Annotated in this window: 18 protein-coding genes and 4 pseudogenes; 12 read left to right on the top strand and 10 right to left on the bottom strand. The window is 60.1% G+C overall.

Annotated elements, in window-relative coordinates; genetic code table 11:
* Positions 1-40: 40 nt before the first annotated feature.
* The 4 genes from RS887_RS14135 to RS887_RS14120 form a co-directional block, all read right to left on the bottom strand.
* Positions 41-952 carry an SDR family oxidoreductase gene (locus RS887_RS14135; RefSeq protein ID WP_322615837.1) on the bottom strand — a complete coding sequence of 304 codons (912 nt, stop codon included), beginning with the start codon at positions 950-952 and terminating at the stop codon, positions 41-43.
* 262 nt (positions 953-1,214) lie between these two features.
* Positions 1,215-2,117, bottom strand: a complete 903-nt coding sequence (locus RS887_RS14130; protein WP_111280969.1) for an alpha/beta fold hydrolase — start codon at positions 2,115-2,117, stop codon at positions 1,215-1,217.
* Positions 2,117-2,899 (bottom strand): class II aldolase/adducin family protein, encoded by a 783-nt coding sequence (locus RS887_RS14125; RefSeq protein WP_322615836.1) that lies wholly within the window; start codon positions 2,897-2,899, stop codon positions 2,117-2,119. The genes RS887_RS14130 and RS887_RS14125 overlap by 1 nt, the downstream gene beginning before the upstream one ends.
* 223 nt (positions 2,900-3,122) lie before the next feature.
* Positions 3,123-3,578 (bottom strand): flavodoxin, encoded by a 456-nt coding sequence (locus RS887_RS14120; RefSeq protein ID WP_322615835.1) that lies wholly within the window; start codon positions 3,576-3,578, stop codon positions 3,123-3,125.
* 102 nt (positions 3,579-3,680) lie between these two features.
* Here RS887_RS14120 and RS887_RS14115 point away from each other — a divergent pair.
* A pseudogene (locus RS887_RS14115) lies at positions 3,681-3,859 on the top strand (PAS domain-containing protein); the annotation flags it as partial.
* A gap of 139 nt (positions 3,860-3,998) precedes the next feature.
* Positions 3,999-4,604, top strand: a complete 606-nt coding sequence (locus RS887_RS14110; RefSeq protein ID WP_008023250.1) for a hypothetical protein — start codon at positions 3,999-4,001, stop codon at positions 4,602-4,604.
* A 133-nt stretch (positions 4,605-4,737) separates the two neighbouring features.
* On the opposite strand, the pseudogene RS887_RS14105 reads toward RS887_RS14110, so the two are convergent.
* Positions 4,738-5,082 (bottom strand): annotated as a pseudogene (locus RS887_RS14105) (MerR family transcriptional regulator); the annotation flags it as partial.
* Between the two features lie 212 nt (positions 5,083-5,294).
* Here RS887_RS14105 and RS887_RS14100 point away from each other — a divergent pair.
* The 7 genes from RS887_RS14100 (at position 5,295) to RS887_RS14070 (ending at position 9,916) form a co-directional block, all read left to right on the top strand.
* Complete coding sequence (locus tag RS887_RS14100) at positions 5,295-5,864, top strand: antibiotic biosynthesis monooxygenase (RefSeq protein ID WP_322615834.1); 570 nt, start codon at positions 5,295-5,297, stop codon at positions 5,862-5,864.
* Between the two features lie 174 nt (positions 5,865-6,038).
* On the top strand, positions 6,039-6,749 hold the full coding sequence (folM, locus tag RS887_RS14095; RefSeq protein ID WP_322615833.1) for a dihydromonapterin reductase: 711 nt from the start codon (positions 6,039-6,041) through the stop codon (positions 6,747-6,749).
* Positions 6,750-6,769: 20 nt separating this feature from the next.
* Positions 6,770-7,330 carry a GTP cyclohydrolase I FolE gene (gene folE / locus RS887_RS14090; RefSeq protein WP_085714576.1) on the top strand — a complete coding sequence of 187 codons (561 nt, stop codon included), beginning with the start codon at positions 6,770-6,772 and terminating at the stop codon, positions 7,328-7,330.
* 2 nt (positions 7,331-7,332) lie between these two features.
* Complete coding sequence (gene folX, locus RS887_RS14085) at positions 7,333-7,704, top strand: dihydroneopterin triphosphate 2'-epimerase (RefSeq protein ID WP_007970304.1); 372 nt, start codon at positions 7,333-7,335, stop codon at positions 7,702-7,704.
* 96 nt (positions 7,705-7,800) lie between these two features.
* Positions 7,801-8,097, top strand: a complete 297-nt coding sequence (locus RS887_RS14080) for a DUF1244 domain-containing protein (RefSeq protein WP_074873820.1) — start codon at positions 7,801-7,803, stop codon at positions 8,095-8,097.
* Entirely contained in the window at positions 8,090-8,428 is a 339-nt protein-coding gene (locus RS887_RS14075) for a HopJ type III effector protein (protein WP_322615832.1), read from the top strand. Before RS887_RS14080 ends, RS887_RS14075 begins: the two co-directional genes overlap by 8 nt.
* A gap of 237 nt (positions 8,429-8,665) precedes the next feature.
* A complete protein-coding gene (locus RS887_RS14070) occupies positions 8,666-9,916 on the top strand; it encodes an aspartate aminotransferase family protein (protein WP_322615831.1) in 1,251 nt (416 codons plus the stop codon).
* 2 nt (positions 9,917-9,918) lie between these two features.
* On the opposite strand, the pseudogene RS887_RS14065 reads toward RS887_RS14070, so the two are convergent.
* Positions 9,919-10,008, bottom strand: a pseudogene (locus RS887_RS14065) (outer membrane lipoprotein carrier protein LolA); the annotation flags it as partial.
* A gap of 87 nt (positions 10,009-10,095) precedes the next feature.
* On the bottom strand, positions 10,096-11,052 hold the full coding sequence (gene trxB / locus RS887_RS14060) for a thioredoxin-disulfide reductase (protein WP_322615830.1): 957 nt from the start codon (positions 11,050-11,052) through the stop codon (positions 10,096-10,098).
* A 314-nt stretch (positions 11,053-11,366) separates the two neighbouring features.
* Here trxB and cysZ point away from each other — a divergent pair, with 314 nt between their 5' ends.
* Complete coding sequence (gene cysZ, locus RS887_RS14055) at positions 11,367-12,119, top strand: sulfate transporter CysZ (protein WP_322615829.1); 753 nt, start codon at positions 11,367-11,369, stop codon at positions 12,117-12,119.
* A 36-nt stretch (positions 12,120-12,155) separates the two neighbouring features.
* Positions 12,156-13,355 (top strand): glycosyltransferase family 1 protein, encoded by a 1,200-nt coding sequence (locus tag RS887_RS14050; RefSeq protein WP_322615828.1) that lies wholly within the window; start codon positions 12,156-12,158, stop codon positions 13,353-13,355.
* Between the two features lie 101 nt (positions 13,356-13,456).
* Here the strand turns inward: RS887_RS14050 and RS887_RS14045 are convergent, their stop codons facing one another.
* The 3 genes and pseudogenes from RS887_RS14045 to RS887_RS14035 all read right to left on the bottom strand — a co-directional run bounded on the left by RS887_RS14045 (position 13,457) and on the right by RS887_RS14035 (position 15,845).
* Positions 13,457-14,560 (bottom strand): NADH:flavin oxidoreductase, encoded by a 1,104-nt coding sequence (locus RS887_RS14045; protein WP_322615827.1) that lies wholly within the window; start codon positions 14,558-14,560, stop codon positions 13,457-13,459.
* 198 nt (positions 14,561-14,758) lie between these two features.
* Positions 14,759-15,241, bottom strand: a complete 483-nt coding sequence (locus RS887_RS14040; protein ID WP_322615826.1) for a glutathione peroxidase — start codon at positions 15,239-15,241, stop codon at positions 14,759-14,761.
* A gap of 122 nt (positions 15,242-15,363) precedes the next feature.
* Positions 15,364-15,845, bottom strand: a pseudogene (locus RS887_RS14035) (FKBP-type peptidyl-prolyl cis-trans isomerase).
* On the opposite strand from RS887_RS14035, the gene RS887_RS14030 reads away from it, so the two are divergent.
* Positions 15,814-16,140 carry a DUF3565 domain-containing protein gene (locus tag RS887_RS14030; protein WP_322615825.1) on the top strand — a complete coding sequence of 109 codons (327 nt, stop codon included), beginning with the start codon at positions 15,814-15,816 and terminating at the stop codon, positions 16,138-16,140. The pseudogene RS887_RS14035 and the gene RS887_RS14030 sit on opposite strands and share 32 nt — an antisense overlap.
* Positions 16,141-16,185: the final 45 nt, after the last annotated feature.

The following is a 16,185-nucleotide window of genomic DNA, read 5'->3' as shown; positions in this document are numbered from 1 at the left end:
ACAACCGGCAAGGCCAGTCAATGTGACCTTGCCGACGCTATCAGAGCGAATACTGCTGCAGATTCCCCATCATTTCCTTCAGAGCTTCGATGTTGTCCTTGGGATGCGCCGCGCCTTCGAAGTCGCAAATCTGCTGCCAGTGCGCCGCCACGTCTTCCGGGGAGAACCCCGCCCGTGGATCGAACCCGACGCCGAGGCTGCGCTCCCAGCGGACCTTGCCCATCCAGCCGCCGCCGACTTCGAACAGACCGGAGGTTTCCTGGCAGTTCTCGCTGGCCAGGTACACCACCAGCGGGCTGACCAGTTCGGGCTTGAGCTGTTCGAAGACTTGCGGCGGGATCAGGCCTTCGGTCATGCGCGTACCACCGGTGGGGGCGATGGCGTTGACCAGGATGTTGTTCTTGCGGCCTTCGATGGCCAGGGTGCGGGTCAGCCCATAGAGACCGAGCTTGGCCATGCCATAGTTGGACTGGCCGAAGTTGCCATAGATGCCCGAGGTCGACGCGGTGAAAATCACCCGGCCGTAGTTCTGTTCGCGCATGTGCGGCCAGGCGGCGCGGGTGACTTTGTAGGCACCTTCGACGTGGACGCGGTAAACCAGGTCCCAGTCGGCGTCTTCCATTTTGTGGAAGGTCTTGTCGCGCAGGATCCCGGCGTTGTTCACCACCACGTCGACGCGGCCGAAGACGTCCAGGGCGTGTTGCACCAGTTTGTCACCGTCGGTGACCGAGTCGTGGTTGGCCTCGGCGATGCCGCCGGCCTCGCGAATGTCCGCGACCACACGGTCGGCGGCCGAAGCGTTGGCGCCTTCGCCCTGGGCCGAGCCGCCAAGATCGTTGACCAGCACCCTGGCGCCCTGTTTGGCGAACAGCAGTGCATGCGCCCGTCCCAGGCCGCCACCGGCACCGGTGATGATCACGACTTTATCTTCGAAGCGCACAGACTCATTCATGGGGGACTCCAGCAGGCCAAGGGACAATGAGACCGAGTTTCAGGCACGACGCTGCCGGTCACAATGAACACTGGGGAGGCTGAATGGTGCGCGATAAGGCCGGGGATGATTGATCTTGGTTATGATCAGTGGCGAGGGAGCTTGCTCCCGCTCGGCTGCGAAGCTGTCGTAAACCTGTGTCCCGGAATAATTGTCTCAGGGCCGCTTCGCGCCCCAACGGGAGCAAGCTCCCTCGCCACAGGGGCTCAGCGTTAAGCAGCACTCAGGAGCAGGCGACTTTGCGCGGCGGCAAGAGCAGTTGATCGCGAAACGCCAGGTAGTGCTTGAGCACCTCGCCGGGCGCCTCGATCTGTGGGTAGTGGCCAATGTCTGGCAACACCACCGTATCCGCCTCCGGTATCAATTCCCGATAACGCTCGACCATGTGCACACCGGAGACCGGATCCACCCCGCCATCGATTACCCGCAGCGGCACTTCACCGCGTTGCATCGCGCTCACCCAGCGGTTGCGCCAGACGCGTCGCTCCGGGATGTAGGCGATCAATTTATGCATGATCCGTGGCCCGCGATGGCTTTCGACCAGGCTCCAGAAATCATCCATCTGGCTTTCACTGGGACGGGTCTGCGGACCGAAAATCTGCCGAAAGCTTCTCACCAGACCATCGCGACTGAAGGCGCGGCCAATCATCCAGCCCAAAGGGCTGAGCAAGAGTTTTTGCATCAGTACCGGGCGATGGGTTTCCGGAAACAACCCGCCATTGAGAAACACGCAACTGGCCAGTTCCACCCGCGATTCGTAATGCCGGGCCAGCAGTTCCTGGGCCACGCTGTCGCCATAATCGTGGGCGAACAGGTGCACCGGCTGCTCGACATTCAAGTGTTCAAGCAGTGCCTGTTGCAGATCCGCTTGCTCCAGCAGGCTGTATTCGTGATTCGCCGGTTTGGCCGAATCGCCGAAGCCCAGCATGTCACAAGCGATCACGCGAAAACGTTGGGTCAATGGCTGCCACAGGTAATGCCAGTCCCAACTGGCGGACGGAAAGCCGTGAATGAGCAACAGCGGCTCACCCTGCCCTGCCGCCCAGTAACGGATGCTCTGGCCACGGAATACGAACGCCTGGCTGCGTTTACGCCAGACACACAAAGGGATCTCGGCGAGTTCCATCAGAGTTTATAACCCGGGTCCAGTTTATCGAGTTTGCGCAGCAGCGCCGGCCAGGCCAGCGCTCCGCCCATACCTTGAGGACTTCTGGTGACACCCGCGATCATGGCTTTGGCGCCGGCCAGAATCTGCGGTTCGATGGCGATCAGTTCAGCAGCACCGTTTTGCGCCATGACCTGAATGTCGCAGGCCCGCTGAAAGGTAAACATCATCAGGAACGTATCGGCGATGGTGCTGCCGCAGGTCAGCAGACCGTGGTTGTGCAGCATCAGGAAATTGTTTTCGCCGAGGTCGGCCTGCAGCCTCACCTTCTCTTCATGGTTGAGCGCCACGCCTTCGTAGGCGTGATAGGCCAGGCTGGAAAGCACGAACAACGACTGTTGGCTGATCGGCAGGACGCCCTGCTTCTGTGCCGACACGGCAACCCCCGAAGCCGTGTGGGTGTGGAGCACGCAGACGACATCGTGACGGACTTCATGCACGGCGCTGTGGATGGTGTAACCCGCCGGATTGATCTCGTAAGGGCTGTCCATCAGCTTGTTCCCGGCCTGATCCACCTTGACCAGGCTCGACGCGGTCATTTCGTGAAACATCAACCCGAACGGGTTGATCAGGAAGTCTTCGGTGCCCGGCACCTTGGCGGAGATGTGGGTAAAGATCAGGTCATCCCAACCATGCTGGGCTACCAGACGATAACAGGCAGCGAGGTCGACGCGGGTTTGCCACTCGGCGGGGCTGACCAAGTCTTTGACACTCTGGGACGATTGGACGGGGGTTACGCTCACGGATAGGAACCTCGGTTTTTATTATGGAGTGTTTCCAATGAATACCGAGTCTAGTCACCCCTTGAGGTTCGTGTAGTTGCATTGGCAGCCAGCTTGATGGCCCAGCGAGTCAGTCGCCCGGCTGCTCTGGATCCATGTCAAATGACCGACGCCGGCAAGGGTCCGACAGGCAGCGTTTACTGTACTGTCAGAACCCTGACTGACCTGGGTGCCGTGGCAACGGTCAGTTGCGAAGTGCGCTGATCAGGTCCGCCAGCCAAGGCTCGGCGTCCGTTTCGGGGGTCACACTTTCGCTGGCATCCAGACGCAGCATCGGCACTACTTCTCGAATGCCCAGCTCACCGAACAATTCGCGCATCAGTTCGCCGCCCCCACAAAACGTATCGCCATAGCTCGCATCGCCCAGGCCGATCACCGCACCCGGCAAACCACGCCAGGCAGCGGGCAACTGGTCACGAATCGCGAAATACAGCGGTTGCAGGTTGTCCGGCAGCTCGCCCATGCCAGTGGTCGACGTCACCGCCAGAAAGGCTTCGGGGCCAAACGCCAGGATATCGGCGAGGGTTGCACGCGGGTTGTGCCAGGTTTCGAAACCGGCGGCTTTCAACAGGCTGGCGGCGTGGCGGGCAACTTCTTCGGCTGTGCCGTACACCGAGCCGGAAATGATGGCGACTTTCATCAATCTGATCCTGAATCCGAGTAAAAGACCGGGATATTAACAGCACGGTCGTGATTGTTCTTTTAGAATGCGATCGACAATCAATCAGGAAAGGATACTCCGATGATTAACGCACAACTGCTGCAATGGGTGATCAACGCTTCAAACGACGGTATCGTGATTGCTGAAAAGGAAGGCGAGCAAGACAACATCCTCATTTACGTCACCCCGCGCTCGAACGCCTGATGGGGTACTCCAGCGAAGAAATTCTCTATCAGGATTGCCGCTTCCTGCAGCGTGGCTCAACTGGAGACGCAATTGGCTGAACTCCAGGCCGAGCTTGCTGCGCTCAAGGCGACGAACGGCAAAAACCAAATCCGGAATTAATGGTCAGTAACTACAATCACCACTGACTTTGTAACTATATCTTCCGAGTTGGCCATGCACCGCGACGCACTCCTGACCCAGGATGAGCTGGATTTCATCCAGACCATGCAGCACAACCCGCAGCTCAATGTGCGGGACGCGACGTCGAGCCTGCTGGTCAACGGTGGATCGCAAATCCGTGACCTGCTCACCCGCCTGGCGGCCCATGAGCAGGTCACCATTCACGCCAGCTTCGAAAACCAGCAGATGACCTTCCCCCTGCACCTGGTGGAAGACGAGTTCCATGCGCTGCATTTGCGTCTCGGCGTGCCGAGCATCTATGAAGGCGGGCCGATGGTCCGGCCCTGGCGCCTGGTACTGGACGAACCGGTAGCGCTGGAAAACGCCAAGGGTCAACCCGGCGCCCTGTGGGTACACGAAGTGTCGTGCAAAGGGGTCTTGCTGGAAGTTCGCAACAAGACCAAGCCGCCGAAGCATTTCGCCTTGTGGTTCAGCCCGTCAGGCTATGAGCGGATTGCCTTGCGTGGCACTTTCGAGAAAGAAAACGAACAGGGCTTCTATGCCTATCAGCTGAGCCAGAGCGATACGGACGAAACCGAGCGTCTGCGTCAGTTCATCCTGCAACAGCATCGCTTGACTCATCCAGCGCTGCACCTCTGAACTTCAAGTACCCAGATTACCCGCCAGGAACTGTTTCAGACGCTGGCCCATGACCTCCCCTTCATTGCCCAGGCAACCGATCGATGACCCGACCAGGCGATTCAAGCGCTGGGGCAACTCGGGACGGCACATGTTGCCATTGAGCGTTGTCAGCCAGCACAAGGTCTTTGGGAATGATGTGGGACAGCATTTGAATTGGTGCTGCCTTGGCCAGTAACGTGCCGATTTTACTGACCGCCACACCGCGGTCGATCCAGTCGAGAATGCTGCGAACACGCTCAATATCGGTCACTGAATAGAGGCGATGCCCACTTTCGGTGCGAATTGGAACAATCAGGCTATAGCGGCGTTCCCATGTGCGAAGCGTGACCGGGTTGACACCAGTCAGGCGCGCCACCTCGCGAATCGGATAAAGCTGTTCCTGTTCAAGGGAGACAGCCCGCGGTACACCTGAAACCACGTCAGTAAGGACAGGCATCTGGGGTTGTACATCCATGTGCAGATGGGAAGTTATTCCAACTCCGCTGCCCCGTAATGCTCCAAGTTCATAATCGAAGAAAAACGTTCAACGACGAAACCGGCAGAATCAGGAATAATCCTTGCTTGTTCCGAGTCGCAGCCCACCACCCCGGCGCTGCGCCTGGCGAAGTTCCTATCCGGAGCGACGCGAATGTCTTATGGAGATACACAATGTCTACCCCACCCGTCACGCTGATGGTCGCGCGTCGTGTTGCCAATGGTCGCTATCAAGACCTGATCGCCTGGTTGCGCGAAGGCGAACAACTGGCCACCGATTTTCCCGGCTACCTCGGCTCCGGCGTACTTGCACCGCCGCCCGGCGATGACGAATTCCAGATTATCTTCCGCTTCGCCGACGAGCAGACCCTGCATGCCTGGGAGCACTCCGCCTCGCGCAGCGCCTGGCTCGGACGCGGCAGCGACCTGTTCGCTCACCCGACAGAACATCGGGTCAGCGGCATCGAGGGTTGGTTCGGTGCCACCGGTCAACGCCCGCCACGCTGGAAACAGGCCGTGGCGATCTGGCTGGCGTTCTTTCCGGTTTCACTGCTGTTCAACTTTGTGCTTGGGCCTTTGCTTGGCGAGATGGCGCTACTGCCTCGCGTGCTGATCAGTACCCTGTGCCTGACGCCACTGATGGTTTACTTCTTCATTCCACTGTCGACCCGCCTGCTGGCCACCTGGCTGAACAGCACGCCAGCACGACCATTGCCCGCCCGACCCTCCACCCAAAACCGCTGATGACCCCTTGTGGGAGCGGGCTTGCTCGCGAAGGCGGCGTATCAGTCAACATTTGTACTACCTGACACCGCGCTTTCGCGAGCAAGCCCGCTCCCACACAGGCCCGTTTTGCACAATAGGTAGAGTGCTACCGTCGCTGGTATAGTTTTGCTCTCACCGCGATGCGAGCCGTTCATGACTTCTACCGCAGCCCCTATCCTCATTACCGGCGCCGGCCAGCGTGTCGGCCTGCACTGCGCCCGGCGATTGCTGGAAGATGGCCATCGCGTGATTTTCAGCTACCGCAGCGAACGACCCGGCGTACAAGCCCTGCGCGATCTGGGGGCCACCGCGGTGTTCGCGGACTTCGCCAGCGAGGCCGGGATCCTCGCCTTCATCGGCGAACTGAAAACCCGTACCGACTGTTTGCGGGCAATTGTCCACAACGCCTCCGAGTGGCTGGCCGAAACACCGGACACTGACGCCGCAGCATTCACCCGCATGTTCAGCGTGCACATGCTGGCGCCTTACCTGATCAACCTGCATTGCGCCGAGTTTCTGCAACGCTCAAGCCCCGCCGACATCGTGCACATCAGCGATGACGTGACCCGCAGGGGCAGCAGCAGGCACATCGGCTATTGCGCCAGCAAAGCCGGGCTCGACAGCCTGACCCTGTCCTTCGCCGCCAGGTACGCGCCGGCCATCAAGGTCAACGGGATCGCGCCAGCCCTGCTACTGTTCAAGCCTGAGGACGACGCGGCCTACCGCTCCAAGGCGCTGGCCAAGTCCGCGCTCGGCATCGAGCCCGGCTGCGAAGTGATCTACCAGAGCCTGCGCTACCTGCTCGACAACCCCTATGTCACCGGCACCACCCTGACCGTCAACGGCGGAAGGCACATCAAATAAGTGTCCCGCGAGGATTTTCCATGACGTTATCCCTGCCCCAGAATTACCGTGAAATCCTCATCGGCCTCGGCGAAAACCCCGACCGCGAAGGGTTGCTCGATACGCCGATGCGTGCGGCCAAAGCCATGCAGTACCTTTGCCATGGTTACGAGCAAAGTGTCGAAGAGATCGTCAACGGCGCGCTGTTCGCCTCCGACAACGATGAAATGGTGATCGTCGACAACATCGAGCTGTACTCGCTTTGCGAACACCACATGCTGCCCTTCATCGGCAAGGCGCATGTGGCTTATATTCCAACCGGCAAGGTGCTGGGCCTGTCGAAAATTGCGCGGCTGGTGGACATGTTCGCCCGGCGCCTGCAGATCCAGGAAAACCTCACCCGGCAAATCGCCGACGCGGTGCAACAGGTGACCGGTGCGGCAGGCGTCGCAGTGGTCATCGAAGCGCAGCACATGTGCATGATGATGCGCGGCGTCGAGAAACAGAATTCGACCATGAACACCTCGGTGATGCTCGGCGCCTTCCGCGAGTCGAGCAACACCCGCCAGGAGTTCCTGCAATTGATTGGACGGAGCAAGTAGCAATGCCACAACTTCAGCCAGGCATGGCACGCATCCGGGTCAAAGACCTGTGCCTGCGTACTTTCATCGGCATCAATGAGGATGAAATCCTCAACAAGCAGGATGTACTGATCAATCTCACCATCCTGTACGCAGCCCAGGAAGCGGTACGAGACAACGACATCGATCACGCGTTGAACTACCGCACGATCACCAAGGCGATCATCGCCCATGTGGAAGGCAACCGCTTTGCGCTGCTCGAACGCCTGACCCAGGAAATTCTCGACCTGGTGATGGCCAACGCATCGGTACTCTACGCAGAGGTGGAAGTCGACAAGCCCCACGCACTGCGATTCGCCGAGTCAGTATCGATAACACTTGCAGCAAGCCGCTAGCTACAAGCTTCAAGCGGCAAGCTGTAAACTTCGACCTACGCAATCCATCTTGCAGCTCGAAGCCTGAAGCTCACAGCTGTCTCGCAGAGACCTCCCATGAACGATCAACAACGCCTGGAACTTGAAGCTGCCGCCTTTCGCCGGCTGGTGGCCCACCTGGACAGCCGCAAGGATGTTCAGAACATCGACCTGATGAACCTTTCGGGCTTCTGCCGCAACTGCCTGTCCAAGTGGTACAAGGCCGCGGCTGACGAGCGCCAGATCGAGGTCAGCCTCGACGAAGCCCGCGAAGTGGTTTACGGCATGCCGTACGCCGAATGGAAAGCCCAATATCAGCAAGAGGCCAACGCCGAACAACAAGCGGCGTTCGCCAAAGGAAAACCCAATGAGTGATTTGAACACCCTGCGCACCAGCCTCAACAGCGGTGAACACGCCTTCGCCGATACCCTGGCGTTCATCGCCGCCGGTTACGACTACCAGCCTCAGGCTTTCAACAATGGCGGCGTGGAAAACGCGGCCGGGCAGAACGAAGGCTCGTGCAAGACCCTGGGTCTGGCGCTGCTCGAAGGCTTGAGCAATGAAGAAGCCCTGCTGGCGTTCGGCGAGCACTACCGTTCGGTGCTGGCGACGCCTGAAGGCAGCGATCACGGCAATATCCGTGCGTTGATGGCTCACGGTCTGTCCGGTGTGAAGTTCTCTCAGCAACCGCTGACTCGCCGCTGATGTAATTCGCTGCCGATTAAACCTGTAGGAGCGAGCCCGCTCGCGATGGACTGAAGAACGCCACGGGGTGTCAGGCTCCCAGCGTCATCGTTCACGACCATCGTCGGAGCGCCGCCCGGAGCAGGCTCGCTCCTACATGACTTTAAAGATTGACCCGGCAACTTTATTTCGTTTGCCGCGTACCACCGCTCACGGCTTAGATAAAAAGAAGTCCTCCTTCTTCCGAGCCGGTCATTCATGCGCAGCGAAACCATCAGCCAGTCGATCAACATCGTTCATCCTGTCACCCTCAGCCACGGCAAAAACGCCGAAGTCTGGGACACCGACGGCAAACGCTACATCGACTTCGTCGGCGGCATCGGCGTGCTGAACCTCGGCCATTGCCATCCGCACATCGTCGAGGCCATTCGAGAGCAAGCCACCCGACTGACCCACTATGCGTTCAACGCCGCGCCCCATGTGCCTTACCTCGAACTGATGGATCGCCTCAGCGCGTTTATCCCTGTGGACTATCCGGTCAGCGGCATGCTCACCAACAGCGGCGCGGAAGCGGCGGAGAACGCCCTGAAGATCGTCCGTGGCGCCACCGGCCGCACCGCAGTCATCGCCTTCGACGGCGCGTTTCACGGCCGCACGCTGGCCACACTCAACCTCAATGGCAAAGTAGCGCCCTACAAACAGAAAGTCGGCGTGCTGCCGGGACCGGTGTATCACCTGCCGTTCCCCAGCCAGGACAATGGCGTGACTTGCGCCGATGCGCTGAAGGCCATGGAGCGGTTGTTCAGCGTCGAGATCGATGTCGAAGACGTCGCCTGCTTTATCGTCGAACCGGTGCAGGGTGAAGCTGGTTTCCTGGCCATGGAGGCCGAGTTCGCCCAAGCGCTGCGCAAATTCTGCGACGACAAGGGCATTGTGCTGGTCGCCGATGAAATCCAGTCCGGTTTCGGTCGTACCGGCCAACGCTTTGCATTTTCGCGACTGGGTATCGAGCCTGACTTGATCCTGCTCGGCAAAAGCATCGCTGGCGGCGTGCCGCTGGGAGCGGTGGTCGGGCGCAAATCGCTGCTGGACAACCTGCCCAAGGGCGGCCTCGGAGGTACCTATTCCGGCAACCCCATCGCCTGCGCGGCGGCATTGGCGACCCTGGACGAAATGACCGATGCCAACCTGCACGCCTGGGGCACGCAGCAGGAAGAGGCGATTGTCGGCCGCTACGAAGCCTGGCGCTCAAGCAGACTGACGCCGTACCTGGGTCGCCTGACCGGCGTCGGTGCCATGCGTGGTATCGAGTTGATCAACGCCGATGGCTCGCCAACATCGGCGCAATTGACGCAACTGCTGGCGCTGGCGCGGGACGCCGGGTTGCTGCTGATGCCCAGCGGCAAGTCGCGGCACATCATTCGGTTGTTGGCGCCACTGACCACCGAGGCGGCGGTGCTTGAAGAAGGTTTGGATATCCTGGAGGCGTGCCTGAAGAAATTGGCCTGATCCACAGCACCCACTGTAGGAGCGAGCATGCTCGCGAAGAACCTGAGAGCCCCGCGGGGTGTCAGGCTCCCAGCGTTATCGTTGACGACCATCGCGAGCGCGCTCGCTCCTACAGGGACATGTGTATTTTCCGAAGGCACAAAAAAACCGGCCGAAGCCGGTTTTTCGTTTCTACAGAATCAAGCGTTCTGCAGACCGTCGAGGTAACGCTCGGCATCCAGTGCCGCCATGCAACCGGCGCCAGCCGAGGTGATGGCCTGACGGTACACGTGGTCAGCCACGTCACCGGCGGCGAAGATGCCTTCAAGGCTGGTGGCAGTGGCGTTGCCGTCACGGCCGCCCTGCACAACCAGGTAGCCGTCTTTGAGAGTCAACTGACCTTCGAACAGCGAAGTGTTCGGCGTGTGGCCGATGGCGATGAACACGCCGTCGACTTTCACTTCGTCGAAGCTGCCGTCGTTATTCTTCAGGCGGGCACCGGTCACGCCCATGTTGTCACCCAGCATTTCATCCAGGGTTGCGTTGAGCTTCAGCTCGATCTTGCCTTCGGCAACGCGGGCGTTCAGCTTGTCGATCAGGATCTTCTCGGCGCGGAAGGTCTCGCGACGGTGGATCAGGGTGACTTTGCTGGCGATGTTGGCCAGGTACAGGGCTTCTTCGACAGCGGTGTTGCCGCCACCAACCACGGCAACCGGCTTGTTGCGATAGAAGAAACCGTCGCAGGTTGCGCAGGCGGAGACGCCTTTGCCCATGAACGCTTCTTCCGACGGCAGGCCCAGGTAGCGAGCGCTGGCGCCGGTGGCGATGATCAGGGCGTCGCAAGTGTAAGTCGCGCTGTCGCCGGTCAAGGTGTACGGCTTGGCAGCGAAGTCCACGGCATTGATGTGATCGAAAACGATCTCGGTTTCAAAGCGCTCGGCGTGCTCGCGCATCCGCTCCATCAGCGCCGGGCCGGTCAGGCCGTGGACGTCGCCCGGCCAGTTGTCGACTTCGGTGGTGGTGGTCAGTTGACCGCCGGCCTGCATGCCGGTGATCAGCAGTGGCTTGAGGTTGGCACGGGCGGCATAGACCGCGGCGCTGTAACCGGCAGGGCCGGAACCGAGAATAATCACTCGCGAATGACGAACTTCAGACATGACCTGCTCCTGTTGACCGGCCCGGAACACCTGGCGCGGAACGCCGGATTGCCGGCTGGAATAAAAAAGAACGGTTGAAAGCACTTGGGGAAGGCTTGAACCCGACCGTCCTGTAAAAGATTGGGTGCAGCGTATCGAGGGGGCGAAGATTAAGGAAATACGGTTTAACAATCCAGCTCATAGGTGGTCTCTATGCCATCTGGCCGACGATATCGACGTCTTTGTTACAGTGAATGTCGATACCGCCACCGCGCTTTCGCATAAGAAGCAAAGCCGGTAAGGTCGGCGCGTTTTCCCTCTGTTCGGAGCACCTTATGCCCGCCCCTGTTCTGTCCGGCCCGCAATACCTGCGCGAAGGCCTCAAGCTGGTGCTCAGCCCCAGCCTGCGTTTGTTTGTGTTGTTGCCGCTGGCGATCAACCTGGTGCTGTTCGTCGGATTGATCTACCTGGCCGGCCATCAATTCAGCCTGTGGGTCGACACGCTGATGCCGTCCCTGCCCGACTGGCTGAGTTTTCTCAGCTACATCCTCTGGCCGCTGTTCGTGGTGCTCGTCGTACTGATGGTGTTCTTCACCTTCACCATACTCGCCAACGTCATTGCCGCGCCGTTCAACGGCTTCCTCGCGGAGAAAGTCGAAGTGGTGGTGCGCGGCACCGATGATTTCCCGGCCTTCAGTTGGGGCGAACTTGTGGCGATGATCCCGCGCACCCTGGCCCGGGAAATGCGCAAGCTCGGCTATTTTCTGCCCCGGGCGATCGGGCTGTTCATCCTCTCGTTCATCCCGGTGGTGAACATCATCGCCGCGCCGCTGTGGCTGTTGTTCGGGGTGTGGATGATGGCGATCCAGTACATCGACTACCCGGCGGACAACCACAAGCTGGGCTGGAACGAGATGCTCGCCTGGCTGCGCCAGAAGCGCTGGCAGAGCATGAGCTTCGGCGGCAGCGTCTACCTGGTGCTGCTGATTCCGGTGGTCAATATCCTGATGATGCCCGCCGCCGTGGCCGGGGCGACACTGTTCTGGGTGCGTGAACGCGGCGCGGAAAACCTGGTGGCACAGCGCTAAGTCACAAATCCATCATCCCGACGTCACACTGACGACATGGCCCCAGCCGACACTGGGGTCATGACGACAGCTCTGCATATCACCCTGATCACCGAAACCTTCCCTCCCGAAATCAACGGCGTGGCCAATACCCTTGGTCGCTTGTGCGACGGCTTGCGCGCGCGCGGGCATCAGGTGGAATTGGTGCGACCGCGTCAAGGCTGCGACCAGCAGTTGGGCAGCGACGATGAACTGCTGCTGTGCCGCGGCTGGCCGCTACCGGGCTATCCCGGTTTGCAATGGGGTCAGTCGTCGATGCACAAACTGCTGCGGCGCTGGACGCGCCACCGCCCGGACGTGCTCTACATCGCCACCGAGGGCCCGCTGGGCCTGTCGGCCTTGCGTGCGGCACGGCGACTGGGGATTTCCGTGGTCAGCGGGTTCCACACCAATTTCCAGCAGTACTCCAACCAGTACGGGCTTGGTTTGCTCACGCGCCTGCTGACTCACTACCTGCGCTGGTTCCACAACCGCTCGACCATGACCCTGGTGCCCAGCGTCAGTCAGCGCATGGAGCTGGAGCGGCGGCATTTCGAACGACTGGCGTTGCTGTCCCGAGGGGTCGACAGCGAACTGTTTCACCCGGCCAAACGTTTGAATGCCCTGCGCGAGCAATGGGGGCTGGCCGAGGAAGACATCGCCGTCATTCATGTCGGACGCCTGGCCCAGGAAAAAAACCTTGGCCTGCTCAAGCGCACCTTCAATACCCTCAAGGCGAGTTATCCCCAGCGCATCCTGAAACTGATCGTGGTCGGCGACGGCCCGCAGCGCCAGGAACTGGAAAACGACATGCCCGAGGCTATTTTCTGCGGCACCCAACGAGGTGAAACCCTGGCGTGTCACTACGCGTCGGGCGACGTGTTTCTGTTTCCGAGCCTGACTGAAACGTTCGGCAATGTGGTGCTTGAAGCACTCGCCTCGGGACTCGGCGTGGTGGCCTACGATCAGGCAGCGGCCGCCCAGCATATACGTCATGGCTACAACGGTGTATTGGCGATGCCGGGAGATGAAGAAGCGTTCTGCGATGCAGCGGCATGGCTGCTGGAGGAAAGGGAAACCTTGCGCAATGTGCGCCTCAATGCGCGCCAACATGCCAGTCGCCAGGGCTGGGCGACGATCATCGAGCAGTTCGAGGGACAATTGCGCGGGGCGTGTGCCGGGGAGATGGTGGTGCCGAATGCACCGACTGTTCCCTGATTTGCAGTGTTTTTGAGTCAGTCTTCGCGAGCAAGCCCGCTCCCACAAGGGATCCAGTGTGGGAGCGGGCTTGCTCGCGAAAGCGTCAGTGCCGACGCCGCTTAAACCAGCGTCATCAACGCCGCACGGCTGAACGGCAGAATGTCTTCCTCGCGACCGTCACGCACTTTCTGCGCCCAGTCCGGGTCCACCAACAGCGCGCGACCGACCGCCACCAGATCGAACTCGTCGTTGTTCAGGCGCTCCAGCAGTTTTTCCAGGCTGGCCGGCTGTGCGACCTTGTCGGTGTTGACCATGAACTGCAGGAACTCGCCATCCAGGCCGACGCTGCCCACGGTGATGGTCGGCTTGCCGGTGAGCTGGCGGGTCCAGCCAGCCAGGTTCAGCTCAGAACCGTCGAACTCGGGCTCCCAGAAACGGCGGGTCGAGCAGTGGAAAATATCCACGCCCGCGTCGGCCAACGGCTTGAGGAATTCGCCCAAGGCTTCCGGGGTTTGTACCAGGCGTGCGGTGTAGTCCTGCTGCTTCCACTGGGAGAAGCGGAAGATGATCGGGAAACCTTCACCGACCGCAGCACGCACCGCCTGAATCAATTCAATGGCGAAGCGCGAACGGTTGGCCAGGCTACCGCCGTATTCGTCGGTACGCTGGTTGCTGCCTTCCCAGAAGAACTGGTCGATCAGGTAACCGTGGGCACCGTGGATTTCCACGCCGTCCATGCCGATGCTCTGGGCGTTCTTGGCGGCCTGGGCGAACGCGGCGATTACGTCCCGGATATCCTGTTTGGTCATGCCATGCACCACGACCTGGCCTTCCTTCACTTTTTCCGACGGGCCATAACCCGGCACGCTGGCGTCCGGCTCGGTGCCGATACGACGTACGCTGCCCACATGCCACAACTGCGGCACGATCTTGCCGCCTTCGGCGTGAACCGCGTCGACGACTTTCTTCCAGCCGGACAGGGCGGCCTCACCGTAGAAATGCGGAACGTTCGGGTAGCCGTTGGAAGCCTTGTGACCAACGGTGGTGCCTTCGGTGATGATCAGGCCGACGCCCGCAGCGGCGCGGCGACGGTAGTATTCGATCACTTTGGAATTAGGCACGCCGCCCGGAGAAAACGAGCGGGTCATCGGTGCCATGACGACGCGGGTCGGCAGTTCAAGGGTGCCGAGGTGGAACGGTTTGAACAGGGCTTTGACGGGCATGGGACGCTCCACAGGGAATGACTTTATGACGGCGATAATATGGAGGTTCGTGCGTACTGAACAGCACTATTGATTTAGGTGATGTAGGAGCGAGCTTGCTCGCGATGGTGGTCAACGATAACGCTGGCGGTCTGATGCCCCGCGGTGTTCCGACAACCATCGCGAGCGAGCTCGCTCCTACAGAGGGAGAGGAGAATGTCAGCTCAGTGCTTTTTCAATCGCATGGACGATGGTCGGATCATCCGGCGCCGTGCGTGGCGAAAACCGTGCCAGTACACGGCCGTCCTTGCCCAGCAGGAACTTCTCGAAGTTCCAGGTGATATCGCCTGGAAATTCCGCACCCTCGCCCGCCAGCAGGCGGTACAACTGATGACGCTCATGCCCGTTGACTTCCAGCTTGCTCGACAACGGAAAGGTCACGCCATAGTTGAGAGCGCAGAATGTTTTGATCTCCTGCTCGGTCCCCGGTTCCTGCCCGGCAAACTGGTTGCACGGCAAGCCCAACACGCTGAAGCCTTTGGCCTTGTATTGCTGGTAGAGGTTTTCCAGCGCCGCGTACTGCGGGGTCAAGCCGCATTTGGAGGCGACGTTGACCACCAATACAACTTGGCCTTTGAAAGGCGCCAGAGGTAGCTCCTGTCCATCCAGGGCTGTCAATTTAAGGTCGTGAAAAGCACTCATGGCGTACTCCAGATTCCCGTGTTCTTCTCGAAACAGCCACTTGGCGGTGTCGTCAGGGACAGCCGCAGACTAAAAAGGCGCCCACAGGGCGCCTCTCCAGTTATCTGAGCTTAGCGCAGAAATCAGTGGTGATGGCCACCTTCGCCATGGACGTGGCCATGAGCGATTTCTTCCTGGCTGGCGTCACGGATAGCAACGATCTTGACCTGGAAATTCAGGCGCTGACCGGCCAACGGGTGGTTGCCGTCAACGGTGACGTCGTCGCCGTCCAGATCACGGATGGTCACGATCTGCATCTGGCCGTCCGGAGCGGAAGCGTGGAACTGCATGCCCACTTCCAGCTCGTCGACGCCTTCGAACATGCTGCGGCTCAGGGTGCTGACCAGTTCGGCAGCGTATTCGCCGTAAGCGTCTTCCGGTTCAACGGCTACGGTCAGTTCGTCGCCGACAGCCTTGCCTTCCAGAGCCCCAGGCCCGGGATGATGTTACCTGCGCCTTGCAGGTAGACCAGCGGCGCGCCGCCGGCGGAGCTGTCGATGACCTCACCAGCGTCGTTGGTCAGGGTATAGTCGATGGAGACAGCCTTATTGGCGGCGATCAGCATGGGGCGAGACCTTTTGCATAAGAAGATTGAAGGGCCAAGTTTAGCGAAGCAATCGTCCGAAAGCGAACACAACCCGGACAGACGGGATTCGACGGTCACAGGCTTTCATCAGGACGAGGACGGTCACTGGGTGGCCGAGCTTTCCTGCGGCCATACCCAACACCTGCGGCACCAGCCACCATGGCAATCCCGCGCCTGGGTCATGGACCCTGCGCAGCGCCAGGAAAAAATAGGCCAACCCTTTGCCTGCGGTTGGTGCGCACAAGGCTCGGTTAGCGATAACCTTGGCGACTGAATTTCGGTAGTCGACCAGTCATAGGTCGTCACCATTGCCATGCAC

Origin of the sequence: Pseudomonas sp. BIC9C (genome assembly GCF_034541995.1) — a bacterium.
Lineage (GTDB): Bacteria > Pseudomonadota > Gammaproteobacteria > Pseudomonadales > Pseudomonadaceae > Aquipseudomonas > Aquipseudomonas fluorescens_CC.
Note: the sequence above shows the minus strand (reverse complement) of the source record. Positions and strands in the feature narration are given on the sequence as shown.